A 25497-nucleotide genomic window follows, 5' to 3' on the forward strand; every position below is an offset into this window, starting at 1 on the left:
CATTCGCCGTCCTGTCCGACGGCAGCAAGATCGTCAGCCCCCGCTTCCTACGCCGGGCCGAGAAGAAACTCAAGCGCCTTCAGCGGGAGCTGTCCCGCAAGGCCAAGGGATCGAAGAACCGGGCCAAGGCCCGCATCAAGGTCGCACGCCAGCACGCCAAGGCGGCGGACCGGCGCCGGGACTGGCACCACAAGGCTTCCACACAGATCATCCGCGACAACCAAGCGGTGTACGTGGAAGACCTCGCGGTGTCCGGCCTCGGGCGCACCCGGCTCGCCAAGTCCGTGCACGACGCAGGATGGTCCGCGTTCATCGGCATGCTGGAGTACAAGGCGGCTCTGCACGGCCGCGTCTTCGCCAAGGTGGACCGCGCTTTTCCGTCCTCGCAGGTCTGCTCGGCCTGCGGATTCCGGGACGGCCCCAAGCCCCTGCACGTCCGCGAGTGGACATGCGGCGAATGCGGCACCGTGCACGACCGCGACCACAACGCAGCACGTAACGTCCTCTTCGAAGGACGCCGAAAAGTCGCCGCCGGACGGGTGGAGACGCTAAACGCCTCGTGGAGCGCCGGTAAGACCAGGACGAAAGTCCCGGCACAGCGCGGTGAAGCAGGAAGCCCCCGGAAGGGTCAGCCGACCCAGGCCGGAATCCCTGGACTTTAGGCCAGGGAGCACGTCAACGCTCAGGGTGTCGCGCGTCTGTAGCGCCGTCTCATCCCGGCACGGGCGCTCGTGGCGGACAGGGGGCCCACCGTCGTTAGCGGGTCATGCCTTCGGGCCGACGACCCACTGTGACTCCCAGCGAGAGGTGGCCACACATGGCTGCAACCCTTCTGACCAGTGGGTGACGCTCAAGGGCAACTGGCCATGCCTTGCCGAGGGCCATCTACCGCTGAACGTCACACCCGCTGTGACTTCGAGTGACAGGTGGCCGGGGGCGCTCGGATCCGCCCTGGCCATCCGTCCCTGACGATTCGTAGTTGGCCACTGCGTCGACCGATAGCCGGCCATCGGGGATCCGAACTGCATGGCCGAGTCTGATTCGAGAGACGGACCTGCTGCGGCCCCGTGCTGCTGTGCAACGCGGGGGCCGAAGGGGCGCCGTCCTCCTTCCGACTCAGGTCACTGGATTCCGATGGCTCTGGTCACCATGCGTTGATGACTGCCGCGTCGGGTGTGTGCTGGCGCCAGATCTCATTGAGGCGCGTGAGCCGGTCCGCGGCGGCGATGCCACGCAGGGACGCGACCTTGCCGTCGCTGACTTCGAACGCCACGGTGCCGACGACCCGGTCGTCGACCACGGCGAGGACGGCCGGGGAGCCGTTGACCAGCGCGATGTGGAACGTGGGGGAGCCGCCGGCCAGCCGCCGCTTCGCCGGAGTGGGCTTGAAGCCGGCCCGCACGTAGGAGGCGACGCGCTCGCGTGTCGTGCACCGCAGCAGCCGCCTGGCCAGTCCGGCGCCGTCCGAGACCGCGGTCGCGTCGGCGGTGAGCATCGCCACCAGCCGTTCGGTGCGCCCCGACGCGGCGGCGGCGAGGAACTCCTCGACGATCCGGCGCGCGGACGCCGGGTCCACCTCGCCGCCGCGACGCTCGGCGACGACCCGGCGTCGGGCCCGGTGGACGTGCTGCTGACTCGCGGACTCGGTGATGTCGAGGATCCCGGCGATCTCGGTGTGGGGGTACGAGAAGGCCTCGCGCAGGACGTAAGCGGCCCGCTCGACCGGCGAGAGGCGTTCCATGAGGGTCAGTACGGCCAAGGACACCGATTCGCGCTGCTCGAAGGTCTCGGCGGGGCCGAGCATCGGGTCGCCCTCGAGGAGCGGCTCGGGCAGCCAGTCGCCGACTGCGCGCTCTTGGCGTGCCTGCGCCGAGCGGAGCCGGTCGAGGCAGAGATTGGTGACGACCTTGGTCAGCCACGCATTCGGCAACTCGATACGTTCCCGGTCCGCGGCCTGCCAGCGCAGGAATGCGTCCTGCACGGCGTCCTCGGCGTCGGCAGCCGAGCCGAGCAGACGGTACGCGAGCGAGGCCAGCCGGCCGCGGCTGGCCTCGAACCGATCGATGGCTGCGCTGTCCATGTGGAAGAGCCTATGCGGCGACCCTCACACCGCCCCGGTCAGGTGCGGTGGCCAGGCGGCGCTTGCGCTTCGGCATGCCGAATGTCGGGTGGGCGATGCCCCACCTGGCCCCCTTGAGCACCGCCGACTTGAGCCGCGCGGCGGTCCGGCCGCCCAGGTACCAGGACTTCGACCGGACGTTCCCGTCCACCATCTGGAAGATCGCGTCCCGCCGACCGAGGCTGATGTGGTTGCCGTGGTACTTCAGCCCGATGCTCGGGACCTCGCTGCCCGTCAGGCGCGCGATGATCGCGGCGGTCGCCTGCATGTTGGTCAAGCCGGCCGAGGCGCAGGACATCGGCAGCGGCCGACCGTTCTCGCCGATCGCGTAGGCGCAGTCACCGGCGGCGTAGACGTCCGGGTGCGAGACCGAGCGCATGGTGCGGTCGACGATGATCTGGCCGGTCTCGGCGACCTCCAGGCCGCTCTCGGCCGCGAGGGAGGGCACGGCGAAGCCGGCCGACCACACGGTCACGTCGGCCGGGAGGGTTGTGCCGTCGGCGGCGATCGCCCGTGTCGGCTCGACGGCTTCGATGGAGGTGTGCTCGTGGACGGTGATGCCGAGCCGGTCGAAGGCCTGGTGCAGGTGACGGCGGGCCTTCGCGGAGAGCCAGGCGCCCAGCTCGCCGCGGGCGGCGAGCGCGACCGAGAGGTCGGGCCGGGACTCGGCGAACTCGGTGGCGGTCTCGATGCCGGTCAGTCCCTCACCCACGACCAGCACGCTGTCGCCCTCGCCCAGACCGGCCAGGCGCTCGCGCAGACACAGCGCCGAGGACCGGCCGGTCACATCGAAGGCGTACTCGGCCACGCCGGGGACTCCATGGTGGGCTATGGAGCTGCCGAGCGTATAGAGAAGCGTGTCGTACGCGAGCTCGCCGTCGCCGTCCTCGCCGGTCACGGCGACGGTCCTGCGCTCGGGGTCGACGCCGGTGACGAGCGCCAGGCGCAGCCGCACCCCGGTGCCCGCGAATACGTCGGCGAGCCTGTGGAACGCGAGGTCCTGGCCGATTGCGAACTGGTGGAGCCGCATCCGCTCAACGAAGTCGGGCGCGGCGTTGACGACGGTGATCACGGTGTCGGCGGGAGAGAGCCGCCGGGCCAGGTTTCCGGCGGCGAAGGCCCCGGCGTATCCAGCGCCGAGTACGACGATGCGGTGCTTCATGGCGTTGCTCCTGTCTCGTTCGCGTGCCCCTTGAACGAGATGGAGCCCCGATTGCTGACAGGAGCCGGGTGTGACGCGGGTCACCGAACCAAGACGAGCGGCCCAGTCTCCGACAGGCGCTTGGTCCTGTCTTGGGCAGTCGAAACGGGGCGATGGTCAACTGCGGCTCGAGAGGGCCAACTGTCGATCGGCGTAACACCCACCCCCTCAGAGACTCCGACGGGGTTAAAAGAACATGGCGCTCTCGCCCGGTCGTCCTGCGGAGACGCCTGGATGGGGTCCATCTCCACCTGTGCGAGGAGCGCACTGGCTGACCTGCATATATACCGTCAGGTCAGCCTGCACTTCAGCGCCTTCACCGAGTCAGAATGTCGCCCGTGACGTCCCTGCGGAAGCGACCTCCGGCTGCTGGCCAGCGCACCGGCGTCTGGCCCGGACATGGCGCCCATGACTGCGATGATTCGGCCGGATACGCTGACCTGCCATGATCAGGTGAAAGGCGCTGCGATGAGCCAGTACTTCGACATGGGCGACGTGACCCTCTGGAACCCATCCAATGGGGCCTCCCGTATGTTCCGACGCCAAGTAGCGGTTTTCGAGGCGGAGCTGGGACTTTCGTCGGGCATCGGGCCGATGGAGAACGACGAGTGCCAGATCAACCCGGTCACCTTCGAGTCCTTCGTCAATGCGCTGCTGGCGCAGCACCGACGAGCGAACCACGCCATAGTGATCGCACTTTCCGAAGGCTTCACCGCCACAGCGCTGGTTCTTGCGGAGCGTGCCGGCATCAGAGTGGATTGGGCACTGCTCGGAGCCGCCCCGGAAGGGCAGCTCGAAGATGTGCAGGTTTCCGCCATTACGGGGATGTCCGCCTTGGCGGAAGGTGAGGCCTGGGCTGCGGGACTGCGTGAGAAGGCGCTGGAGCTGGGGCGGCGAATGCCCCGCTGACCAGGCAAACGCGTACGAGGAAGCGATTGGTGGACCCCCACGTGCGGCCATGAGAGGAATGGTCCCGTGGGTCTGGCAGCGCTGTTTGAGCGGGAACGGACTGCCGCCGGGGGCGAAAGCGGCACAGCTGCTGTGCCGGCTGGGCGGCGGTGACCTGGCGCAGCCGTCGGCGCTGTGGGAGCTGGCTGAAGTCCGCTCGCCTCAGATGGTCGACGTCGGCGGCGACCAGGTCGTGCACCGGCAGCCCGTTGCCCGGTTCGGCGTCGAGGGACGGCACCCGCCCGTGCCGGGTACGCCGCCGCACCGGCACCAGCCCATCGAGCCACCGGAGCCACAGCGATCCGGCGCACCTTCGGTGCGCGCCGGAGGCGTGGTAAATGCCGTGGCGCACGCCGAAGATGCTTCTTGTCTGCTGCCGGTCGGCCGGTGGCGAATCAGTACGGCAGGAGCGGAGATGGCTAGGGCTTCCGGGTCGGCGGCAAGCCCCCTCGTCTCCAGTGTGCCGCCGACGAGGCGCAGCGTCAGCGCACGCCCGAGGTGCCACCGTGGCCCGCCATGGGCCGCCATGGGCCGCTCCTCAGCGGTGTAGGAGAGCTTGCAGCCGCTGCATCCTCCGGTGCGAAGCAGGAGGCACTCGCCGCGCCGAAGCCCTGTCAGACTGAACGCGCCCGCCCGGCGGACTCCAACACCGAGGTCAGAAAGCGACGCACCGTCTCCAACTCGCCCGCCTCGAAACCTTCCGCGGCCACCACTACCTCGCCGATCACCGGCCCGAAGAAGGTCCACCCGAGTTCCATGGCCTTCTCCTCCACCTCGAGCAGCACGCGTCGCCGATCGGTCGTGTCCCTGCTGCGCCGGACCAGTCCGAGCCGCTCCAGCCGATCCACCAGGGCGGTGGTTCCGGCCGAGTTCAGGCGCAGTTGCTCGCCGAGCCACCCGGGCGTGGCACGGGTACCGGCCCGCGCCGCGTCCAGCAGGTGGATCAGCGCGCGCACATCGGTGGGATGCAGCCTGTGGCGCGCCGCGAACTCGGCGCCGAGCAGGTCGAACTCCACGGTCACCGCGCGCAGCAGGTGAACCAGCCCCATCACCGGGCTCTGATCGTCCATGCACACTCCCTTGGACTCCTGGATAGTATCTCGCTGATCGAGATTATCGCTGAGCGAGAGGAATACTCCGTGTCCCTGTCCGCTTTCGACCTTGTCTACGACGAACTCCGCGCCCGCTGGCCCGAGTCCACCGAGGAGCGCGACGTCGCCACGCCGTACGGGCACACCCGGGTCCATGTGTACGGTCCGGCGGACGGCAGCCCGCTGGTGCTGCTGCCCGGCGGCTCGGCCACCGGCCTGGTCTGGTTCGCCAACGCATCGGCTCTCGGTGAGCGGTACCGGGTCCATGCGGTTGACCTGGTGGGCGACGCAGGCCGCACCGAACGCCGGGGCACACCGTTGAAAAGCGCAGACGATCTGACGGCCTGGCTGGACGCGCTGCTCGACGGGCTCGGGCTCGACCGCACTCACCTGTGCGGTCACTCGTATGGCGCCTGGCTGGCCGTCAGGTACGCACTGCATGCACCGAAGCGGGTCGATCGCCTCGCCCTCGTCGATCCCACCCAGGTCTTCGCCGGGTTCCGCCCCGGCTACCTGCTGCGCGCGCTGCCCACCTTGATCCGCCCGAGCGAGGGCCGTGCCCGCGCCTTCCTGGCCTGGGAGACTGCAGATGTCCACCCGGACGAGACCTGGCAGCGCCTCTACGCGCTCGCCACCACTGTTCCCGGCCGCAAGCTCGTCGCCGGCGGCCGCCCCCGGGCCGCCGCACTCCGCATGCCGGTGCTGGTCCTGCTCGCGGAGCACAGCCGCGCCCACCACGCCGTCAAGGTCGCCGACAGGGCCCGCCGGATGCTCTCGCAGGGCGAGGTGGCAGTGCTGCCCGGAGCCACCCACCACTCCCTGCCACTCACCGCGCCGAAGCAGTTGAACGCCCGGCTGATGGATTTCCTGGGCTGACAGCCCCAACGTCTCGTCCATTGCTCGTCGTCCGATGGGCGCGGGAAGGGCGATGAGAAATGAGAGCACCTGAAGCGGTGCGGGGCCCATGGTGGCTGTGCGCGCAGGCAGTCGGGTCCGTGGCAGGATGGCGGCATGTTGATCCGAAAGGCCGATGCCGCGTAGGCGTCCGAAGGGGCTGCGTGCGAAGCGTTGGCGGCCCAGAAGAGGTGTTCCAGTTCGCCGGATCGCCGGTGTGTCCGCGGCGACTCGCGCTTCGATCCGCAAGTTGGAAGAGGACCGGTTGTGGCCGGGGGCTGTTGCCGCTGCCCTGGCTGAGTGCCAGTGGTATCTGGGGCAGCCAGGGCGCGTGCTGCCGGATCCGGTGATGGCCTGCGAATGCTGTGATCCACTCGTGGCGCGAGACCGGCTGGAGGACGTGTTGTTGTGGCTTCCCCGCGGTGCTCGTATCGATCTGGGCAGGCTCGTGGCCAGGCTCGATGCCGAATTCGACCGCCGGATGGCTCCCCTGAGTCCCCACCTGACGCCGGCAAGTTCGTGGGGGGCGTGTGGCTGGTGGCGCTGGCGCTTCCTGAACAACTGAGGGGCTGGCCCCCTCAGCTCTCTGTGGGTGAGCGGGGGCTCGCCCACGTCCGTACGGTTGTGGGCGAGCCCGACAGGTTCAGCTCGGCACGGGAACGGCGCCGGTGGGTCAGTGGATGACGTGGAGGGTGACCTGAGTCTCGGTGGAGCTCGTGTTCACGGCCTGGACGTAGCCCCGTGCGGTGCGATACACACCCGTGCCTCCCGTGATCGCCAGGGTGATGTCGCCGGGGCCGGTACTGGTGATGGGGAAAGCTCCCTGCACGGTGATCTTCCCCTTGGGAAGCGTGAGGGTGACCACGCACTGCACGGTGCTCGAATCGCCGCTGCCGGTACGGGTCGTCGTGCAGGTCTCGTCGTATGTGCCCACCGTGGTGCTGTTTTGCAGGACGCTTCCCGCGACGATGAGTTCGTCTCCCTGACTGGGCCCGGCAGCGGGGAAATCGAGGGAGGTGGCCTGCGTCGCCACCGCCGTCAGGCGAATGACCTCTTCCTTGTCGCCGGTCGGCTGGGGGTCGGTGGCGGATACGGCGGCCGACGCCAGGGGGGCGCAGCAGAGAGCGGCGGCCAGGCCGGTGGCCGCGCTCAGACCCAGACGGTTGATGTGGCGCATGGTGCGTCTCCAGGGTCAGCGTCCGATCACGGGCACGCCACAACCACTGCAATCCAGCAATAGGGTGAGCGTCATACCCGGGTGGTCCTGGTACGGCGTGTCGCTCACCGCCCCCACCGCAGCTTCTGCTCGCACCCGGCCGTGCCACCGCCTACGCCTGCGGCACGATGGGACCAGTGGTTCGCGGCGCGCGTCCCCCGCATCCCGGCCGGCACCTCGGCATATTGGACGGGTCTCGCCGCCGCCCGGGACCGGCGGCCTCAGTTCCGGCACGGCGGGGACGAATCGGCTCACGGGTTCCAGAAGAACGAAACGTGCACGCGGTCGAATCGTCGCTCGGCCAGGTCCTGTCGTGGGATCACCCAGTGCAGGGTCGAGCCCTCCCGTCCGTCGACGACAGGGTCGGTTTCCGTGCACTCGTGGGAGGCGTAGCCGCCGATGCGCAGCGGACCGTTGATGATGATGCCGTAGGACATGGTTCCACGCATCGGCCAGTTCCTCTTGCCAGGGCCCCGGTGGGCGGCTACAGGGCTCCGAGCGCCACCGCCTCGTCGCGGAGGCCGATCGCCGTCCACGGCTCGCACGTCCTGCCTTTCGGCGTCATCGTCGATGCCGCCGGCTGACCGGGGCGCGCGCAGCGGCCGCAGCTACGGCAAGCCCGGCATCGTCCTCTCGTACTGGGGCGTGTATCGAAAGTGCCTGGTGAGGATGGCGGAGAGCCCATGTGTAATCCAGAATGATCGGATGGTCATGCTTGAGACACCCCGTCTGATCCTGCGTCGCTGGCACGAGGAAGACGTTGCGCCCATGGCTGCCATCAATGCCGACCCCGAGGTCATGCGGTGGATCCGTGACGGCAGCGTCCGTGACGAACAGCAGACTCGCGGCGGGGTCCAGGCATGGGAAAGCGAGTGGGAGTCACAGGGCTTCGGTCTGTTCGCCGTGGAGATCCGGTCCACTGGCGAGCTGGCCGGGTTCACCGGCCTTTCGGTACCCGCCTTCTTGCCGGAGGTACTGCCGGCCGTTGAGGTCGGCTGGCGGCTGGGGCGTTCACACTGGGGGCAGGGCTTGGCCACCGAGGCCGCTGCGGCCGCTGTACGGTTCGGATTCGAAGAGCGAGGGCTGGAGCGGATCGTCAGCATCGCTCAAGTGGGCAACGACGCCTCCGAACGGATCATGACCAAACTGGGGATGCATCCGGTCCGTGAGACCGTGAATCCCACCTGCGGTCGGCAAGTACGGGTGTTCGAGTTGTCGTCGGACCAGTACGTCACAACCACTCGTTGATGGCGGCACCGAGGACGGTGGCCTCGTAGCGGACCGCGAGTTTGTCGCACCTGGTGGCCACGGCTCGATGTCTCCTGAGGTGATTGATGCCGCACTCGACCGCTTGCCGGGCCTTGTAGTTCTCTGGGTCGAATTTCGGTGGCCGACCACCGCTGGACCCGCGCTTCTTGCGGTTGCGGACGTGGTCGGTCTTGTCCGGAATGGTGCAGCGGATACCGCGACGCCGCAGGTAGGCGCGGTTCTTGCGGGACGCACGCCTTGTCCGCCCGCACCCGTCGCGGGCGCACGCGGGGCCTGCCGCACCCCAGTCGGGGCACCCGGATGCGGCCCAGCACGACCTCGAACTGCGGAGAATCCTCGCGCTGCCCGGCCGTGATCACGATGGATATGGGCCTCTGCCTCTGTTCGACGGCCAGGTGCAGCTTGGTGGTGAGACCGCCGCGGGAGCGTTCTAGCCCGTGGTCGTCCGGCACGCGGGCGACACCGCCAGGCGGTTCCTGTCGGAACTCCCCTTCTTACACGCACCGGCGGCGTGCTGGTGGGCGCGCACGATCGTGGAGTCTACGTTTTGGTCCCAGGTGATCAGCTCCTTGGCATCCGCCCGGGCCTGCAACGCGGTGAAGGTCCGATGCCAGGTGCCGTTCCGCTGCCGTCGACGGAACGGGTCGTACACGCGACCCAGAGTCCGTACTCGGCGGGCATGTCCCGCCACGGGACACCGGTGCGGACCCGGAACCGTATGCCGTCGATCAGCTGTCGCCGGGCCCACGTCAGCGGGCGGCCGGGCTTCTTGCCCCTCGGCAACAACGGCTCCAGCACCGCCCATTGCTCGTCCGTCAGATCTCCACGTGCCACGAACCAAGATCATCCCACGACTCACGACCTGGGAGCGATTACCGGTGACGGTTGGTGGGTCAGGGCCGCGAGACGTTGAGCGACAGATCTCGGTGGAAGACGGCCATAGCCCGGCCGGGGCCGTTGTAGTCGTCGACGATCTTCGTGTCGAAGCCGAGGCTGCGATGAAAGGCGATCGAGCCGGTGTTCTCAACTGACGTGATCGCCTTCAACTTCCGTGCACCGTGACGTTCCGCTGCCTCGGCGAACGCCATGTACAGACGACGCCCGAGACCGGTGCCACGGGCATCATCCCGCGTGGCGATCAGATGCACGTACCCGGTGCCGTCTGGGGTGACGAACCCGAAGATGTACCCGCGGATTCCGTCCTCGGCCCGGGCAACCAAGCAGGTGGAACCGAACTCCTGCACCAGGGCCAGAAGGTGCAGCGACCGAAGGTCGCGTTCGCCCCAGTAACGGGAGTGATCAGTCAGGACCTGGTGGAAGTCGGCCACCGCGGCCGGTGCGATGTGTATCCCCATGATGACGATCATGGCAGGCGCCCTGGCCGTCACAGGCGAAGGTCCGTACGTGTTGGGCAGGTTGTGACGCAAGCCTGGGCCCGTGCGGCCCGTTCCCACCCTGCCCTATCCGGGTGGCGGGGACCGCAGGACGGCTGTTGGTGGCGGGCCCAAGCAACGCCTGGTCTTCGTCGACCGGCTCCTCGTCACGCTGGTGCACCTGCGGATGGGGCTGCCGCCCGCCGCTGCACCAGCCGACCAGCCAGGCCAACACGTCCCGAACTCAATCGCTCCCAAAGCCGTAAGATCAACTTTCGATACACGCCCTGGTGGCCGAGAGCGGCAGGGGAAGGGGCGCTGCCGATCTCTGGGTGCTGCTGGCGGGTGATGTGGGGTGGACCTGGTCCGTGCTCATGGGACGAGGGAGCGTCTGGTGAGGCTGCGCGAGATCGCGCGAGGGAGCTGATCATCTCGCCGGTCGTTGTGGAACCTCGGCGCGCCTGCCCGCATCTGGTTGTCCGGTGAGGCAGGAGCGGCGGCACTCGGCCCCGCGGGAGTGGCGTCATCCAGGGGAGAACTCATGTCACGGGGGACAGCGGTGCTCTGCACGGTCGGCCTGGTGATGCTGCTGGGTGCCGTCGCCTGCGGCCAGAGCGGCAGCGTCTCGGGAACCCGGATTGCCGCATGCGGAACGCCCCAGCTGAGCTGGAAGATGACCCTGCTCCCGGGTAAGTCCCACAACACACCGACGGCGACGCTCAGCGCCGTGCACAAGGGCTCCAAGCCTTGCGCCTTCGACGGATACCCGGCTCTCAGCGTGTACGTCGGCAAGGGGCCGTCGGCCGACTCCAAGCCGAAGGAGTCCACGCCGGTCCATCTGGTGCTGAAGCCGGGCCACAGCATCGCGATCCCGGTCTTCTACGACGCGATCGGCGCGCCGTCCGGGTCCTGTGAGGTCATGGCCGAATACAACCCTCGCGTCGACGTACGGCCCCCGCACCCCACGGCGCACGACTACGGCTCTCGTGTGCAGCTGAACGATGCGAAGGGGGGCCACCGGCGGGCACAGGTGTGTGACCTCGACATGCTGCTGGGGGTACCCCAACTGCACTGACACAAAGCCGGGGTAAAGCGTGTGCATGGGCGCGCCCACCATGGTCGAAGCGCCGGCGGAGCCCCACGTCCTGGGCGTTCTCCCGGCGGATCACCTTCAGAGCGACCGGCTGGTTGCCGCGCGTACAAGAGAGGTAGACGGAGCCCATGCGGCCCGCGCCGAACCTGGCGAGCAACCCGTAACCGGCTATTTCCCGCGGGCCTCGGGACCCAGTGGTCTCAACTGGCACCGGTTCCAGCATTGTTCAAGACGTCATCCTTCTCCCCGCCGGCGTGATCAGATCCGCATGGCCCGGTCAGCGGGAAGTATTCGAGAAGACCAAGGCACTAGAAGAGGAGTGAGCCCAGCCCTCCCACCAGCGCACCGATACCCGCGCCGACAATGGCCCCAAGCGGGCCACCAGCCAGACCCCCAACCACCGCCCCGGCTCCTGCTCCGCCAAGCACGCCAATGACTGCTTTCTCTCCTTTGGTAAGGCCCCAATTGAAGGTCCAGCCCGGGAACTCCGACGCCAGGATGCTCCGATGTGCCGCCGTACTCGTGGACTGTGGATTCCGCGTCGTCACAGAGCCCGCGCTGTCTCGCGAGAAACCGTATGTCAGAGCGTCATAGGCGGTGACCGTCTTGGTCGTTTCGTTGACGCCATTGAGCGTGAGTGTGGCGTCCCAGTCAGTCGTGCCGGCTGCAGGCGCGGGCCGCGCTGGAGAGTCGCGGAACGTCGTGGGATTGGCCGCCTGCTCCGCATCGGTCCAGTAGAACGGCTTGGCATCGTCGTTGGGATGCGGATCCACATACGGTGAGGCTGCGCCACCGAGCGGGGCGGTGGTGTCGATTGTCTGGGTGAACTTGAAGCCGTCGGGGTGTTCCGTCGTGGGGGACACACCGTTCGCTTCGACCACAATGCTGACGCCCGCGGCGGTTTTCGTGAAGGAGGTGAGCGAAGTGTTCTGGTCCTGGAACTCGCTGAGTTCAGCGATGCTCTTGTCCGACCTGACAGGAGGGTCGGGTTGAGGAGAGGCACGGTGATGAGGCTGCGGGCTTTCAACGGCGAAGTGCTTGATCCTGAGGCGTGGTGGAAGGGGCTCTTGCGCAGCGAAGGCGACAGATCCCCTGATCTCCTCCCCGTCAGGCCGCGTGGCAGCCCGCTCATCCGAGTGTATGGGCACACTGCCGAGGTCGTTGCCGAGGTGGGCTTCGGTGAAGGCAGGCCTGGCAGCGTTTGGCAACTGGCCTGGCGCCGACGGAAAGGCGCGCGTCGGCCAGAGGGGCTTTGCCCCAGTCAGAGGCTCCTGGCCAGAAGCTGCCTGAAGTGCTCTCGCGCGTGACGCCACGGCATGCATGCTCCCGTCCTTGCTTGAGTTCGTCATGGACCGCCACTACGAGGATTCCATTCCTGCTCTGCCTCGTCGACCCCGACATCCTGGAGAACGAGGAGACGAAGGAGCAGCCGAGTGAGTGAACGGCTGCTGGCCACACTCGTCGAAGCTCTCCACATCGCCGATGGCACTCCTGCTCGGCCCCTGGGCAGTGACGCTGATCGCCACGGAGGCGTGGACGGGAGCATGTGCGACCTCCCCGGCCCGGGCCGGAAGCCCGCGGACGAGGATCCTGGAGCGCGTGTAGGGCCACGGCGGTGCGACACCGCAACGCCGGTCCACGGTTCTGAAGCACATTCTGTTCCCGCACTGTGTGGCGTAGATCACGGCGGAGCGCGCAACCCATGCTCGTGGCCAGACGTAAGTAGTCGAACTGCCTCACATCTGAGGCTTCCCCTCAGCAAAGGATTCGTCGTGACACGCCTCCAAGGACACCGAACGCGAGGACGCTCGCTCCTGCCCCTCACCGCGGTCTCGGCGCTCGCCGCTGTGGTTGCGGCCGGCCTGTTACCGTCCGCCACGGCTGCGGCAGCCTCTCCGCAACGCCAGGAACTCACCGCGTCCCGGCCGACCTGGACCGCCGCCGGGCATGACAGGGGCGCCCTGGCCGCCACCGCTCCGGTGGACGCACGCGTCTACCTTGCCGGGCGCGATCCCGCCGCGCTCACTGCCTACGCCCGTGCCGTGTCGGATCCGCACAGTCCCACGCACGGGAAGTTCCTGACGCCCCAGCAGGCGGCCGAGCGGTTCGGAGCCACCGCGTCGCAGATCTCGGCGGTGCGGAACTGGCTGAGCCGCTCGGCCCTGACCGTGACCGAGTCCACCACCCACTACCTCGCTGTGCACGGCACGGTCGCCGAGATGAACGTGGCGTTCGGTACGTCACTGCACTTGTACGCCAGCAGCGACGGAACCTACCGGGCGCCGAGCACGTCCCTCAGCGTCCCCACGGCGGTGCGGGCCGCCGTGCTGGGCGTCATCGGCCTGGATGATCGCCCTGTCAAGGTCCGCACGCCCGGCACCGCCGCTCGGCAGTCGTCCGCCCCGCGGACGCCCGCCACGCATCCGTCCGCCACGCCGACGTCCGCCCCGCCGCCCCCCACGCCGCACTCCACGCCTGCTTCCCCGTGCTCGGCGTACTTCGGGGAGAAGAAGGCAACCGATCTCCCGTCCCTGTTCGGGCACCCGGCCAGCTACGCCCCGTGCGGCTACAGCCTCGCCCAGATCCGGGATGTCTACGGCGTCACCGGCAGCGGCCTCACAGGCAAGGGTGAGACGGTCGCCGTCATCGCCGCCCATGCCTCGCCCACCATCGAGTCCGACCTGAACCGGTGGTCGACCGACGTCGGAATACCGCCCCTGGCAGCGGGGCAGTTGACCCAGGACCTGCCTGCCGGCGGCACCACCCCCGACGCCGGCTGGTCCTTCGAGGAGACCATGGACCTGGAGGCCCTCCACGGCATGGCCCCCGACGCCCGCCTGAAGTACGTCGCAGCCGCCGACTACTCCTCCACCGCGTTGCTGGACGCGGTGACCCGGGTGGTCGACCGGCACCTGGCGAGCATCGTCAGCAACTCCTGGACCCTCTACGCCGATGACGAACTTCCTGCCGCCACCCTCGCAGCCTTCGACCAGCAATTCGAACTGGGCGCGGTCGAAGGCATCGGGTTCTACGTTGCCTCAGGCGACGAGAGCGACGAGCCGTCCTGTCCGGGAGAAGTGGGCGGGTTCGCGCGACGGCCCGCAACCGCGGCCACGTCGGCCCCGGCCGACTCCTGTCACACCACGGTGGAGTTCCCCGCCTCCGATCCCTGGGTCACGGCGGTCGGGGCCACCAGCCTCGGCATCAACTCGCACGGCCGCTACGCCTTCGAGACGTCCTGGGGAGACCGGAACGGGACACTCTCGGCCGACGGCCGGAGCTGGCAGGTCGTCGACGAGGCCGCGTGGGGGTCGGCCGGCGGCGCCAGCGCCGCCTTCGCGCAGCCGTTCTACCAGGTCGGCGTGGTGCCCGACGCGCTCAGCAAGCCCACCGGGGCCTCGGCGGCCAAGCGGGTGGTGCCGGACATCGCCGCGTTCGGGGACTGGGACATCGGTTTCACCGTGGGCCTGACCTACCAGGTCTCACCTGGCCGGATCGCGTACGCCCCCTACAAGAACGGTGGAACCAGCCTGTCCGCCCCGCTGGTAGCCGGACTGCAGGTACTGGCGCAGCAGGCCCGACGGGGCATACCGATCGGCTTCGCCAACCCCCGGATCTACGCTCGCTACGGCACCGCCGCCTACCACGACGTGACCGACCACCCCTTCGGCGCGGGTACCGAGATCACCATGGTCGACCGGCCTCGGCCCGGCTCACCGCTCACCATCCACGTCCTCGGCCATGACAACAGCCTTCAGGCAGTCCACGGGTTCGACACCGCCACCGGTGTCGGTAGCCCGAGCCGGAGCTATCTGGACTCCTACCGCTGACAGTGGGCACCGAACGGGTGCCGCTTCAGCAGTTCGGGGCTGGTGCCGCAGACGGCAGTAGATCGGGTGCCGCGGTGGAACTCGGCCGGCCGGCGGCATGCGGGGCAAGGTCGATACGGTGGCAACCGATCCGGGCCGGCACCGGTCGCGCCGGGAAGGAAGGCTCGTGACCACCGTAGGCGCCGTGTCATCGTTCACGGCCAGTCGAACCGACAAGGGTGCTGGTCGAACAGGGTCTCGATCGGGTGACTGTGGCGACAGCCGGGCCTGAGAGCAGGGCCTCTTGGTAGCTCGAAGGGTGTCTACGCCAACAAGCTGTCCGGAAGGCCCTAATTCCTTGTTAACAGCTCCAGCTGAGCAGCCTTGGATTCGGCTGAAGGCGGTCGGTTGCGGTGCGGCGATGCACGGTGCCTTGGCGCGAGCGCTAGAGGGCACCGTGCGTCGCTTTGTGGCGTCGGGTCAGGCGGGGGTGATGTTCTCCGCCTGCGGGCCCTTCTGGCCCTGGGTGATGTCGAAGGTGACGGCCTGGCCTTCCTGGAGCTCACGGAAGCCGCTGGCGTTGATGTTGGAGTAGTGCGCGAAGACGTCGGGGCCGCCTCCGTCCTGCGCGATGAAGCCGAAGCCCTTTTCGGCGTTGAACCACTTGACGGTGCCGCTGGCCATGTCTGTGCCTTCCATTCGATGGCGGGTCCGCACCGCGCGGACCCGGAGGTGGTCGTCCTGGTCCTCGGGCACTGCACAGCAAAGCGCCCGCGCCACAGCGCGGGCAGGTACTGCGAACCACGACATCCGGCAGCGAGATTACACTGCGATTCAGCCCGTTACCAGTGAGTAAGGGGCACTGGACCAGACAGTGTTGCGCCGCGGGCTGAGCCGTGCGGCACGGACAGCGGACAGTCCCCCGCCCCGGGTAGTTGACCTTGGTCTCGTCCCACCAGCGGTCCAGCGCCGTCAACTCCGCTTGGGGCATCACCGACGCTCAGGAGAAGGAGACTTTTGCCGTCGAGATCGAGCAGAGCCCCGTCGGAAGCGATGTCCGAGAGTCTTGTTGCAGTGGGACAAGCGCAAGATGCCCGCGGACTACAACCCGTTCGTGGTCGATTGCAAGGACAGGGCTACAGGCCGGCATCACCCGAAGCCGTCCAGCTTTGACGGGGAGGGGGCACCGCCCTGCAGACCAGGCCGTCGTCGGCTCGGCCTTGCCGGTCGGCACTCCTCTACCCGCGGCTGGGTCGCTTCGGTTGCTTGCCTGCCCGGTGAGCTGACCAGTGCCGTGCGGGCGGTGACCGTCGTGTAGGAGTGGTGGCGGAGTTGTCCCACGATGAGTCGGACTGACACCGCCGTCCGGGTCAGCGCCTCGCCGGACCGGGCGATCAGTTTCTTGAACCGCGCACGGAGCACCGGACCGGTCAGGTAGCCCATCTCGCCGCTGACCCTCGCCACCACGCAGCGGCCCCGCCCGATCATGGCTGACCGCCTACCAGCTGCCGCCCTACGCTCCCGAGTTCAACCCCGTCAAGGCGTGTCGTCGCATCTGAAGACGTCACTGGCCAACCTCACGAAACACAGCCTCGACCAGCTCACCGTGTTGGTGAAGACGCGGGTGAGGCGGATGCAGTACCGTCCCCGCCTCATCGAAGGCATCATCGCCAAGACCGGGCTCGACCTCCGACCGCCGTGGTCCCAAGGGCGGGCCTCGGGGATGGGGGATGGGGCGGCTCAGCTGGGCCCTTGGGCGGCGTCGTGGTGAGCGAGCGCCTCTTCGGCGGTCACCGGGGTGAAGGGATCCAGGACAGCGACGTGGAAGTGCTTCAGACGCAGGTAGCGCTCGCCGGTGTCGGTGAGGGTCCAGTCGTGGCGGGTGCGGGCGGTCATCGGCTGGCCGGTGCGGGTGATGCCTTCCCAGGTGAAGTTGACGGTGATGCGGTGGCCACCGTCCTCGCCGTGGGTGATCACCGGTTCGATCAGGTGGTGGGTGCTGAGGTCGACCAGTTCGCCCGCCTGTGCATGCCAGGCGGCGACCTCGTCGAAGGTGTGCAGGACCCGGCCGTCGGAGAGGGTCATGGCCAGCTCGGGGTGCAGCAGTTCCCGCAGCGCGTCGGCGCTGTCTGCGGGCTGCTCTAGGAGGGAGAGCCAGTATGACGAATGCGAGGACCCGGTTCTCGGTGAGCGCGTCGGTGAACGGAGCGTCCCGGTAGGACAGGATCTGTTCGACGAGGGCGGTGATCCTGGGCAGGTGCTCGGCGGCATGCTGGAGGAGCTGGAGGTCGTAGCGCAGCAGGGCGGCGCCGTTCAGGCTTGGGCCGGCGGTCTCGAAGTCGTGGGTGACCGTGACCTGGGCGGTGTCCGGGCCGGTCTGCTCGAGGGTGAGGCTGCACAGGTGGTGGGCGTTGGACTGGCTCGGGAAGGCGGTGGCGAGGCCGTCCAGGTAGGCCTGGCGGCTCTGGACGTCGGGCAGTTGGCCTTCCGGCGGGCGGTGGAGGACGAAGTCCTCGGTGACGAGTTCGCCGTGGTGCTCGAGGTTGCGGTGCTCGGTCTCGTAGCCGGCGTACCAGCGGTTCACCAGGGTGAGGGCGCGGTGCTCGTAGGAGCCGGCGGTGAGGGCGGCGCGGAGCGTGTCGAGTGCGGTGGGCTCGGGTATGAGCGGTGTTCCTGATCTGCGGTGGTTCAGCGGACCCAGGCGCGGGTGAGGGCCTGGACGGCGGAGCCGTCGAGGTCGGCGAGTGTGGTGGAGACGAAGTCGCGGGCCCACTGCGAGGTCTGGATGCGGAAGGGCGGGCGGTCGCCGATCAGAGCGTCGATGATCGGGGCGGCGGCCTCGGTGGGGGTCTGGGCGTTGCCGAAGGACTGCCGGGTGCGGGCGATGTACGCCTCAAGGGCCGGGGCGTAGGGCCCGGCCGCGGCGAGCAGGGCGGGAACGTCCAGGCTGAGGTTGGCGACGAATTCGCTCGCGACCGCGCCCGGTTCGACTACGGTGACGTCGACGCCGACGGTGGTGGCGACGGGAGCGAGGGACTCCATGAAGCCCTCGACGGCGAACTTGGCCGCGCAGTAGGCCTCGTTGAAGGGCTGGCCGACGACGCCGCCGACGCTGGTGACGGTGATCACGCGGCCCTGGGCGGCGCGCAGGTGGGGCATGGCGGCGCGGGTGGTGGCCACCACGCCGAAGAAGTTGACCTCCATGGCGGCGCGGACCTCGTCGAGGCTGCTCTGTTCGATGGTGCCGACCTGGGCGGCGCCGGCGTTGTTGACCAGTGCGTCGAGGCGACCGTGCTCGGCGATCACCTCCTCCACACAGGCGGCGATGCTCTCGGGGTCGACCACGTCCAGGCGCTTGACCTGGATGCGGTCGGCGACGTCGTTCTCGGTGGCGGCGTTGAGGAGGGCCTCGGCCTTGCCCGTGTCGCGCATGGTGGCGATGGTCGCCCAGCCGGCTCGGGCGGCGCCAATGGCGGTGGCCAGGCCGATGCCGGAGGACGTGCCGGTGATCAGGACCGTCTTTTCGCTGGTCATCAAGGGGTCTCCTCGTCAGGAACAACTGGTGTCAGCCAATAACCGGGGAACTCCCCGGTTAGTTGCAACAGTAACCGGGGAACTCCCCGGTTGTCCAGGTAGACTGATCTCCTGACGAAGGGAGCAGCCTTGACCAGCCAGCCGAGCCCGTTGCGCGCCGATGCCCGCCGCAACCGGGAGCGCATCCTCGAAGCGGCCGTGCGCGCCTTCTCCGAGAAAGGCGCGGACGTTCCGATCGACACGATCGCCAAGGCAGCGGGCGTCGGCTCGGCCACGCTCTACCGCCACTTCCCCACGCGCGAGGCACTGGTCGAGGCGGCCTACCGCAACGAGCTGGCCCGGGTCTGCGACAGCGCCGCCGAATTGCTGGCCGACTTCCCGCCGGACCGGGCGATGCGCCTGTGGATGGACAGGTTCATCGACTACCTGGCAGCCAAGCAGGGCATGGCGGACGCCCTGCGGGCCGCGATCGCTTCCGGCGCGGACCCCTTCGCCGAAACCCTCGACAAGCTCGGCAGCGCGATCGGCACCTTGCTGCACGCCGGCACCGAAGCCGGCCTCCTGCGCTCGGACATCGAGCCCATCGACGTCGGCCTCAGCCTCAGCGGCGTCGCACTGATCGCCAGCGCTCCGGCCCAACGCGAACGGGCCGGCCGCCTCCTCGACCTGCTCCTCGACGGGCTCCGCTACGGAGCAGACCGATAGCCCATCCCTTGGGCGCGCGGCCCGGGCCCGGCGGCCGGCAGCAGCCCCGGCATCGCAGAGACCGTCCCGCCGCTGGGGCGCACTCCGGGCCCATACGGCGCACGCGGCCCGACCGCCCGAAACCAACGCCCGCCGCCGGCGTTTCGCCGACATCCGAGTCACAGCAGGGCCGCAGGGGCTACGACAGCCGTCACCGGTCCCGGTCGGAAGGGCTGCGTACTGGCTTCCCCTTTCCGGAGCATCTGTGCCGAGCTTCTGTGACGAGCGGGGGGCTACTTGGGAAGAGCGGCCCAGTGGCCTCGCTGCCGCGGCTGGGATCGCCGCATTGCTGGCAAGGGATCTGCTAGATGTACCTGCATGTGTTCGGATAAACCGATTAGGAGGGCGCCGCCCACGCCCGTCGGGCGGGACCGGCCGTGCACCTCCGCTGAAGTCTCCCGCCCCGAGAGATCATGCTTTTCCGCGGGTCACAGGTCGTGTCTCATGGCCGGATCCTGAGCATCGCGACGATTCACGCCGGGGCTAGCCGACGCTACTACTTCCGCGGGGTCATGGTCGGCGACGGCCAGTGCCCGGCTGGGAAGCCGCTGCGTGCCACGTGGCAGTCCACCCGCCGACGGCAGACCGAGGACGCCTGTGGGAACCAAGGTCAGAAGTACCGCGACGATCACGAGCGCGAGCCGGGGGAGTGGGCCGCCTACAAGCTGGGGCTGATCGCAGCCGACCGGACCCGGCGGCCCAAGGGAAGTCCGCGGCCGCTGTCCGAGCTGCGGGCCCCGTGGCGGGCCTCCGCGATCCGCGCAGTGGGCGTCGACGTCTTCGACCGGCTCCTGCAGGCCGCCGTCGACGGCTACACCCGCTGGATCAAACGGGCGCTCACCGACGAGTTCCGCTTCCTGTACCCGAAGGACATCAACGGCTCCTCGGCCGTACGACCGGTGACCCTCCGCCGCGCAGCTTCCCACTACGAGCGCCCGTCTTGCCGGCGACGCTCTCGCCGCCCGGATGAGGGGCGCTCGCCGCTGTCCGCTCGCGCCGTCTGGTCACCCGCTCCGCGCCGCAAGAAGGTCCCGTCGCGGCCGGGGTCCTGGTCTCGCCGCAACGGGTGCTACAGGCGCACGGCCAGGCCCGCCCGCCCCAGGAGGGCCGCGAGCCCGGCCAGGAGCGGCAGCAGACGACCGGCCTTGCCACGGCCCGGAGCAACCGGCGTTTCATTGAGACGTGCGCCGCCTGGGGGCCAGGACGGCGTCCGGGAGCGCGCGGCTGCGTTCCGCCTGCGCGCCCAGCCCGTTCCGGACCCGAAGACCCCGAACATCCCGCAGCAGTCGCCCCCGCAGTCCGCGCCGGATCGGGGGAGCCAAACAGGAAAGCCGCATCACCGGAACGGACGACCAGAAGATCGAGATCTTCGCCGCCCGGATCCAGGAGGGAATGCGCGAGCGGGCAGCCGCCTACGGTTCGCGCCCGCAGCCCGCTCCGAAAGAAGACCAGGGTGGGCGAGATCTCGAAGAAGGAGGAGGTGGTGCTGCACATGCAGCGGATCCGGCCGCAGAAGGCAGGGCAACGCGGCTTCGCCGCAGGGACCTCCCGTCGGCCCCGTCCCCGGCAGAGCCGCATCCGCAGCGCCGCCGCCCGCGCGCCCTGTCCCGGATGCGGCACTCCGATGCATGGCTGTGGTGACGAGGCAAGGCACCGCACCTGGTGCACTGCACTGTGCACGGCATCCGGGGCGGTGCACTCGGTGCGCGTCCGCGCCCGGTGCGTACCGGCCGCCGGTCGGCCGCTGACAGGGTGTTCTTGAACCAGCAGTGTTCTGCCGGTGTGTGTGGGCGGGCGATCGCGCCTCCGTGGAGCGAAGCTGAGAGCGTGAGTATTAGAAGCGAGCGTCCGGTGAGTGCTGAACAGATCAACGCAGCATTGGTCGCCCTAGGGGCTGAACCGGTGGCGGATGCGGAGGAGCGGTCCGAGGGACCGGAGGAAGCGGACCGCCTGCGGCTGCTGGGCAATCTGCTGGCCAAGGCAGAGCTGGAGATCACCGCCGCGACGCGTCTGTCTGAGGACGGGGAGATCGAGGACGTCCTCGCCACGATGCTCGGTTGGACAGATCAGCTAGGTCCTGATCCTGGCCTTGCGGTCAACGTTCTGACGAACAGACTGCAGCGCACTGCCATGCAGGTCTCGGAATCCGGGGCGGAGGAACCGCCTCCGGGCCGTGAGGCGTCCTTCGCTGCCTCGATGACGGCGTTGTACACCCTCAGCGCCCAGCTGCACGCCGATCGCGGTGATGTGGAGGGAACCCGGCGGGCCCTGGGTGGGGCGGAGGAAGCCCTCATCGACATCATGCAGTGCATGCATGACCTGCGTGTTGCCATCGGCGACACGGCCGGGGAGGAAGAGGCATCAGAGGGCTGACGGCAGTTTCGCCGGCTCGGCGAGCCACACCGCGACCGGCATCATCCAGCTCTGTCGAGCCCTGGCCAGAGTGTAAGAGCGGCCTCTGACCGCCCACGCCGGCTCACCCGCGCGGCGCTTGCGGAGAGCGGGCCCGGAGTTCAGGACGGGCGTAGGGCGCGGGCCCGGCCCTCCGGTGGACCGGAAGGCCGGGTCCGGCTGGAACACGTCGGGCCGGGCGCGAATCGGATCAGTTCAGCTGTGCTGGGACCCAGGCGTGGTGCCGAAGGATCATGCGCGGTGTGGCGCGGGAGGTGCCAGCCGCATCGCCGTGTTCCGCAGGGCGACGGCCAGGGGGTGGGAGAGCTGCTGGCCCATCCGCCCGGCTTGCCGGGCGGCCCGCGCGACGGCCTGGCTGCGCGGTCGGCGCTCGGCGTCGTAGTGGGCGAGCGCGGCTTCGACGGTGGGCTCGGTGGCTAGCGCGGCGGCCAGTGTGACCGCGTCCTCGAGCGCCTGGCAGGCGCACTGTCCGAGGTTGGGGGTCATCGCGTGTGCCGCGTCGCCGAGCAGTGCTATCGGGCCGACCGTGTACGAGTGGACCGGCTTACGGAGTTCGCTGACGGCGTGGTGCAGCACGGCGGTGGGCCGGGTCGCGTCGAGCAGGGCGGGGATCGGGCCGTGGCCGCCGCTCGCTCGCTCGCTCGCTCGCCCGCTACGCCTGCGCCGTCGAGAGCGCACGTGACCCTGACCTGCGCGAGATCCTCGTGCCCCGCGAGAACGTCGGCCGCGAGGCCGTCCGGCTGTTCCTCACCGCGCATGGCGTGACGGACGTCGAGAATCGCACTCACACCCTGCTGACCCGCATCGACGGACTGGTCTTCGACCGACTGGTGAGCGGCGGCGAAGTACCGCGCGAGGCCCTCGAAGGCTTGGCCGCGGCCGCCCTGCGTTAGGACCTGGGCGTCCACGGCCTGCTCGAACTGGCATGCAGCCTCATCTGTCTCCGCTGTCCATGCCCTCATTCTGAAAGGATGAGTCAGGGACGGCCATCAAGCGGTTCTTGCTCGCACGCGCCACAAGGCGTCTGACGGCCCTTCCACCGTTGCGGACCTGCCTGTGCCGGCCGCGTCAGAGCTGACGGATGGGACCGCGGAGCAGCACCGCCGGCGCCGCCAGTTCGGGTGAGGGCTGCTCGGCGTGGTTGGTGAGCAGTCGGCGGGCACGGGCTTGCATCGCGAGTAGCTCGCGGACTGCCGTTTCCGCCACAGCCTTTGAACGTCTAACGTCCTGAAGATCTTCTTCAGCGCTTGGCGCGCAGGGTGAGGCATTTGTTCGTCTCGTCGATGTGGGTGGCGCCCATCGCGGCCACGCCGCTCCGATGGCCGCGCCGACCGCCGCGGCGCCACAGGCATCGCCAGGCGGCCATCGCCACACCTGGGTCGCTCCGCTGCAGTACCGTGCTGCGACGGTCGTCGCGCTCGCGTAGCGGAGCCCCTCCACCTGACCAGCCCATAACAAGAGAATCACATCGGCTCGCCCCTTGTGCTGGTTTCAGCGGACGGCATCTAAGGTCACGCCAGCCGCTGCGCCGGAGGACCCCGGCAACGCGGCATGCGCCTCGAAGGGAAAGGACCGATCGTGCGCAAGCGTTCTCTCATAGCTGTCACCGCCGCGTTCGCCGCTGGAGCTCTCTCGCTCACAGCGTGCGGTTCCCGTGACGCAGGATCAGCCGACGACACCTCCGGCGGTTCCACGGTCGTCACCATCGGTTTCGATGCCCCTCTGACCGGGGACCTGTCGGCTCTCGGCCTCGGCATGAAGAACTCGGTCGACCTCGCCGTCAACCAGGCCAACAAGAACAAGGAGGTGCCGGGCGTCACCTTCAAGGTCGTGGCGCTCGACGACCAGGCCCAGCCGTCCTCCGGCCAGCAGAACGCCACCAAGCTCGTCGCCGAAAAGAGCGTGCTCGGTGTCGTCGGCCCGCTGAACTCCTCCGTGGCCCAGTCCATGCAGCAGGTCTTCGACGCCGCCCAGGTGTCAGAGGTCTCGGTGAACACCAACCCCGCCCTCACCCAGGGTGACAAGTGGAACACGGGTGTGAAGGTCCGGCCGTTCAAGACGTACTTCCGCACCGCGACCACGGACGCCATCCAGGGCCCGTACGCCGCCGAGTACCTGTACAACACCGCCAAGAAGAAGAAGGTCTTCGTCGTCGACGACAAGAAGACCTACGGCGCCGGCCTGGCCGCGACCTTCTCCGCCCACTTCAAGAAGCTCGGCGGCACGGTGGTCGGCAACGACCACGTCAACCCCGACGCCAAGGACTTCTCGGCCGTCGCCACCAAGATCAAGAACTCGGGGGCGGACGTCGTCTACTACGGCGGTGAGTACCCGGCGGCCGGCCCGCTCAGCGCACAGGTCAAGAAGGCGGGCGCCGCGATCCCGCTCATCGGCGGCGACGCGATCTACAGCGACGAGTACCTCAAGCTCACCGGCCCGCGCGGCGACGGCGACCTGGCTACCTCGGTCGGTGCGCCCGTCGAGAGCCTGACCTCCGCGAAGAAGTTCATCGCGGACTACAAGGCGGCCGGGTACAAGGAGGCGTACGGAGCCTACGGCGGCTTCTCCTACGACTCCGCCTGGGCGATCATCCAGGCAGTGAAGGCCGTGGCCAAGGACGGGAAGCTGCCCTCCGACGCCCGCGCCAAGGTCACCGAGGCCCTGCAGAAGGTCTCCTTCGACGGGGTCATGGGCAAGGTCTCCTTCGACGAGTACGGCGACGCCACCAACAAGCAACTCACCGTCTACAAGGTCAAGGGCGGTGCCTGGAAGGCCGAGACCACCGGCACGTTCACCGGCTGACCGGACCCGGTCACTGGGCCAACCGCGGGCGACCGGCACGTCTCGCCACTCCGGGCAGCGGCGGCCGTTCGCCCGCAACGACACGAGGCCGGGGTGCTCCTCCCCATGCGGGACGGGGCAGCCCGCCCTCGCCGGTACTGCGTCGGCGGGCGTCGGCCGCGCCTATGTCACCGACAGGGTGAAGGAGCTGAACGCCATCTCCTACGGCTACACCTGCCGGATGGCAGATGCCGAGTACGGCCACCTGATCAGCCTGCGGCTCGGCGGAGACCCCAATGACCCCCGCAACCCGTGGGTGGAGCCGCCGGACCCGGGCCACAGGATGGGCGGCGGGGTCAACAAGCAGCCTTGGACTCGGCTGAAGCCGGTCGGCTGCGGTGCGGCGATGCACGGTGCCTTGGCGCGAGCGCTAGAGGGCACCGTGCGTCGCTTTGTGGCGTCGGGTCAGGCGGGGGTGATGTTCTCCGCCTGCGGGCCCTTCTGGCCCTGGGTGATGTCGAAGGTGACGGCCTGGCCTTCCTGGAGCTCACGGAAGCCGCTGGCGTTGATGTTGGAGTAGTGCGCGAAGACGTCGGGGCCGCCTCCGTCCTGCGCGATGAAGCCGAAGCCCTTTTCGGCGTTGAACCACTTGACGGTGCCGCTGGCCATGTCTGTGCCTTCCATTCGATGGCGGGTCCGCACCGCGCGGACCCGGAGGTGGTCGTCCTGGTCCTCGGGCACTGCACAGCAAAGCGCCCGCGCCACAGCGCGGGCAGGTACTGCGAACCACGACATCTGGCAGCGAGATTACACTGCGATTCAGCCCGTTACCAGTGAGTAAGGGGCACTGGACCAGACAGTGTTGCGCCGTGGGCTGAGCCACGTGGTTGTCCTGCGGCAGGCCTTCCGGCACCGGAGGTCTGTCGTGGACGGCTCCGGGCGGTTCCTGTCCGCATGCAGCGGCATCTCACTCCACTTCCGGCCTAGCGCCACCTCATGACCGCACCCCACTA

At 68.8% G+C, this 25497-nt stretch carries 22 protein-coding genes and 4 pseudogenes; 12 read left to right on the plus strand and 14 right to left on the minus strand.

The window, feature by feature from the left end:
* A partial coding sequence (locus Q8A52_RS36135) for an RNA-guided endonuclease TnpB family protein (protein ID WP_316759363.1) occupies positions 1-662 on the plus strand: 662 nt, incomplete at its 5' end.
* Between the two features lie 482 nt (positions 663-1144).
* On the opposite strand, the gene Q8A52_RS36140 is transcribed toward Q8A52_RS36135, so the two are convergent.
* Both Q8A52_RS36140 and Q8A52_RS36145 read right to left on the minus strand, forming a co-directional pair.
* Complete coding sequence (locus Q8A52_RS36140; protein WP_316759365.1) at positions 1145-2080, minus strand: sigma-70 family RNA polymerase sigma factor; 936 nt, start codon at positions 2078-2080, stop codon at positions 1145-1147.
* A 10-nt stretch (positions 2081-2090) separates the two neighbouring features.
* Positions 2091-3281 (minus strand): NAD(P)/FAD-dependent oxidoreductase, encoded by a 1191-nt coding sequence (locus tag Q8A52_RS36145; RefSeq protein WP_316759368.1) that lies wholly within the window; start codon positions 3279-3281, stop codon positions 2091-2093.
* A 456-nt stretch (positions 3282-3737) separates the two neighbouring features.
* On the opposite strand from Q8A52_RS36145, the gene Q8A52_RS36150 reads away from it, so the two are divergent.
* A complete protein-coding gene (locus Q8A52_RS36150; RefSeq protein ID WP_408649316.1) occupies positions 3738-4229 on the plus strand; it encodes a DUF6086 family protein in 492 nt (163 codons plus the stop codon).
* A gap of 653 nt (positions 4230-4882) precedes the next feature.
* On the opposite strand, the gene Q8A52_RS36155 is transcribed toward Q8A52_RS36150, so the two are convergent.
* Positions 4883-5338, minus strand: coding sequence for a MarR family transcriptional regulator (locus tag Q8A52_RS36155; RefSeq protein WP_316759371.1), 456 nt, complete (start codon positions 5336-5338; stop codon positions 4883-4885).
* A 69-nt stretch (positions 5339-5407) separates the two neighbouring features.
* Here Q8A52_RS36155 and Q8A52_RS36160 point away from each other — a divergent pair, with 69 nt between their 5' ends.
* A complete protein-coding gene (locus tag Q8A52_RS36160) occupies positions 5408-6235 on the plus strand; it encodes an alpha/beta fold hydrolase (RefSeq protein WP_316759375.1) in 828 nt (275 codons plus the stop codon).
* A 691-nt stretch (positions 6236-6926) separates the two neighbouring features.
* Here Q8A52_RS36160 and Q8A52_RS36165 read toward each other — a convergent pair.
* Together Q8A52_RS36165 and Q8A52_RS36170 are read right to left on the minus strand one after the other, a co-directional pair.
* The gene (locus Q8A52_RS36165; protein ID WP_316759379.1) at positions 6927-7430 is read right to left on the minus strand and encodes a dirigent protein; all 504 of its coding nucleotides are present in this window, start codon (positions 7428-7430) and stop codon (positions 6927-6929) included.
* A 290-nt stretch (positions 7431-7720) separates the two neighbouring features.
* Positions 7721-7918, minus strand: a complete 198-nt coding sequence (locus Q8A52_RS36170) for a hypothetical protein (RefSeq protein WP_316759382.1) — start codon at positions 7916-7918, stop codon at positions 7721-7723.
* A 262-nt stretch (positions 7919-8180) separates the two neighbouring features.
* On the opposite strand from Q8A52_RS36170, the gene Q8A52_RS36175 reads away from it, so the two are divergent.
* The gene (locus tag Q8A52_RS36175; protein ID WP_408649317.1) at positions 8181-8717 is read left to right on the plus strand and encodes a GNAT family N-acetyltransferase; all 537 of its coding nucleotides are present in this window, start codon (positions 8181-8183) and stop codon (positions 8715-8717) included.
* Here the strand turns inward: Q8A52_RS36175 and Q8A52_RS36180 are convergent.
* Together Q8A52_RS36180 and Q8A52_RS36185 are read right to left on the minus strand one after the other, a co-directional pair.
* Positions 8701-9572, minus strand: a pseudogene (locus Q8A52_RS36180) (IS5 family transposase). The gene Q8A52_RS36175 and the pseudogene Q8A52_RS36180 sit on opposite strands and share 17 nt — an antisense overlap.
* A 59-nt stretch (positions 9573-9631) precedes the next feature.
* Entirely contained in the window at positions 9632-10105 is a 474-nt protein-coding gene (locus tag Q8A52_RS36185) for a GNAT family N-acetyltransferase (protein WP_316759386.1), read from the minus strand.
* A gap of 547 nt (positions 10106-10652) precedes the next feature.
* Here Q8A52_RS36185 and Q8A52_RS36190 point away from each other — a divergent pair.
* Complete coding sequence (locus Q8A52_RS36190) at positions 10653-11186, plus strand: DUF4232 domain-containing protein (protein ID WP_316759387.1); 534 nt, start codon at positions 10653-10655, stop codon at positions 11184-11186.
* A 326-nt stretch (positions 11187-11512) separates the two neighbouring features.
* Here Q8A52_RS36190 and Q8A52_RS36200 read toward each other — a convergent pair whose 3' ends face one another.
* Entirely contained in the window at positions 11513-12352 is an 840-nt protein-coding gene (locus Q8A52_RS36200) for a hypothetical protein (protein ID WP_316759390.1), read from the minus strand.
* Between the two features lie 624 nt (positions 12353-12976).
* Between Q8A52_RS36200 and Q8A52_RS36205 the strand changes: the two genes are divergently transcribed.
* The gene (locus Q8A52_RS36205; protein ID WP_316759393.1) at positions 12977-15034 is read left to right on the plus strand and encodes a S53 family peptidase; all 2058 of its coding nucleotides are present in this window, start codon (positions 12977-12979) and stop codon (positions 15032-15034) included.
* A gap of 459 nt (positions 15035-15493) precedes the next feature.
* On the opposite strand, the gene Q8A52_RS36210 is transcribed toward Q8A52_RS36205, so the two are convergent.
* The gene (locus Q8A52_RS36210) at positions 15494-15697 is read right to left on the minus strand and encodes a cold-shock protein (protein ID WP_037751662.1); all 204 of its coding nucleotides are present in this window, start codon (positions 15695-15697) and stop codon (positions 15494-15496) included.
* Between the two features lie 794 nt (positions 15698-16491).
* On the opposite strand from Q8A52_RS36210, the pseudogene Q8A52_RS49475 reads away from it, so the two are divergent.
* A pseudogene (locus tag Q8A52_RS49475) lies at positions 16492-16712 on the plus strand (IS630 family transposase); the annotation flags it as partial.
* Between the two features lie 41 nt (positions 16713-16753).
* Here the strand turns inward: Q8A52_RS49475 and Q8A52_RS36215 are convergent.
* The gene (locus Q8A52_RS36215; RefSeq protein ID WP_316759400.1) at positions 16754-17098 is read right to left on the minus strand and encodes a hypothetical protein; all 345 of its coding nucleotides are present in this window, start codon (positions 17096-17098) and stop codon (positions 16754-16756) included.
* Here Q8A52_RS36215 and Q8A52_RS36220 point away from each other — a divergent pair.
* Positions 17097-17690, plus strand: a complete 594-nt coding sequence (locus Q8A52_RS36220) for a hypothetical protein (protein WP_316759403.1) — start codon at positions 17097-17099, stop codon at positions 17688-17690. The genes Q8A52_RS36215 and Q8A52_RS36220 overlap by 2 nt on opposite strands.
* Before the next feature lie 11 nt (positions 17691-17701).
* On the opposite strand, the gene Q8A52_RS36225 is transcribed toward Q8A52_RS36220, so the two are convergent.
* Entirely contained in the window at positions 17702-18547 is an 846-nt protein-coding gene (locus Q8A52_RS36225) for an SDR family oxidoreductase (protein WP_316759405.1), read from the minus strand.
* A 129-nt stretch (positions 18548-18676) separates the two neighbouring features.
* Between Q8A52_RS36225 and Q8A52_RS36230 the strand changes: the two genes are divergently transcribed.
* Together Q8A52_RS36230 and Q8A52_RS36235 are read left to right on the plus strand one after the other, a co-directional pair.
* The gene (locus Q8A52_RS36230; RefSeq protein WP_316759408.1) at positions 18677-19252 is read left to right on the plus strand and encodes a TetR/AcrR family transcriptional regulator; all 576 of its coding nucleotides are present in this window, start codon (positions 18677-18679) and stop codon (positions 19250-19252) included.
* Between the two features lie 1890 nt (positions 19253-21142).
* Positions 21143-21664 (plus strand): hypothetical protein, encoded by a 522-nt coding sequence (locus Q8A52_RS36235; protein WP_316759410.1) that lies wholly within the window; start codon positions 21143-21145, stop codon positions 21662-21664.
* A gap of 229 nt (positions 21665-21893) precedes the next feature.
* Here Q8A52_RS36235 and Q8A52_RS36240 read toward each other — a convergent pair.
* Positions 21894-22324: pseudogene (locus Q8A52_RS36240) on the minus strand (FAD-dependent monooxygenase); the annotation flags it as partial.
* On the opposite strand from Q8A52_RS36240, the pseudogene Q8A52_RS36245 reads away from it, so the two are divergent.
* Positions 22309-22596 (plus strand): annotated as a pseudogene (locus tag Q8A52_RS36245) (TetR family transcriptional regulator); the annotation flags it as partial. The pseudogenes Q8A52_RS36240 and Q8A52_RS36245 sit on opposite strands and share 16 nt — an antisense overlap.
* A 347-nt stretch (positions 22597-22943) precedes the next feature.
* On the opposite strand, the gene Q8A52_RS36250 reads toward Q8A52_RS36245, so the two are convergent.
* A complete protein-coding gene (locus tag Q8A52_RS36250; protein ID WP_316759413.1) occupies positions 22944-23069 on the minus strand; it encodes a hypothetical protein in 126 nt (41 codons plus the stop codon).
* Between the two features lie 212 nt (positions 23070-23281).
* Between Q8A52_RS36250 and Q8A52_RS36255 the strand changes: the two genes are divergently transcribed.
* Positions 23282-24505, plus strand: coding sequence for a branched-chain amino acid ABC transporter substrate-binding protein (locus Q8A52_RS36255; protein WP_316759417.1), 1224 nt, complete (start codon positions 23282-23284; stop codon positions 24503-24505).
* Between the two features lie 444 nt (positions 24506-24949).
* Here the strand turns inward: Q8A52_RS36255 and Q8A52_RS36260 are convergent, their stop codons facing one another.
* Positions 24950-25153, minus strand: coding sequence for a cold-shock protein (locus Q8A52_RS36260; protein ID WP_037751662.1), 204 nt, complete (start codon positions 25151-25153; stop codon positions 24950-24952).
* Between the last annotated feature and the right edge of the window lie 344 nt (positions 25154-25497).

Origin of the sequence: Streptomyces herbicida (genome assembly GCF_032656585.1) — a bacterium.
Lineage (GTDB): Bacteria > Actinomycetota > Actinomycetes > Streptomycetales > Streptomycetaceae > Streptomyces > Streptomyces herbicida.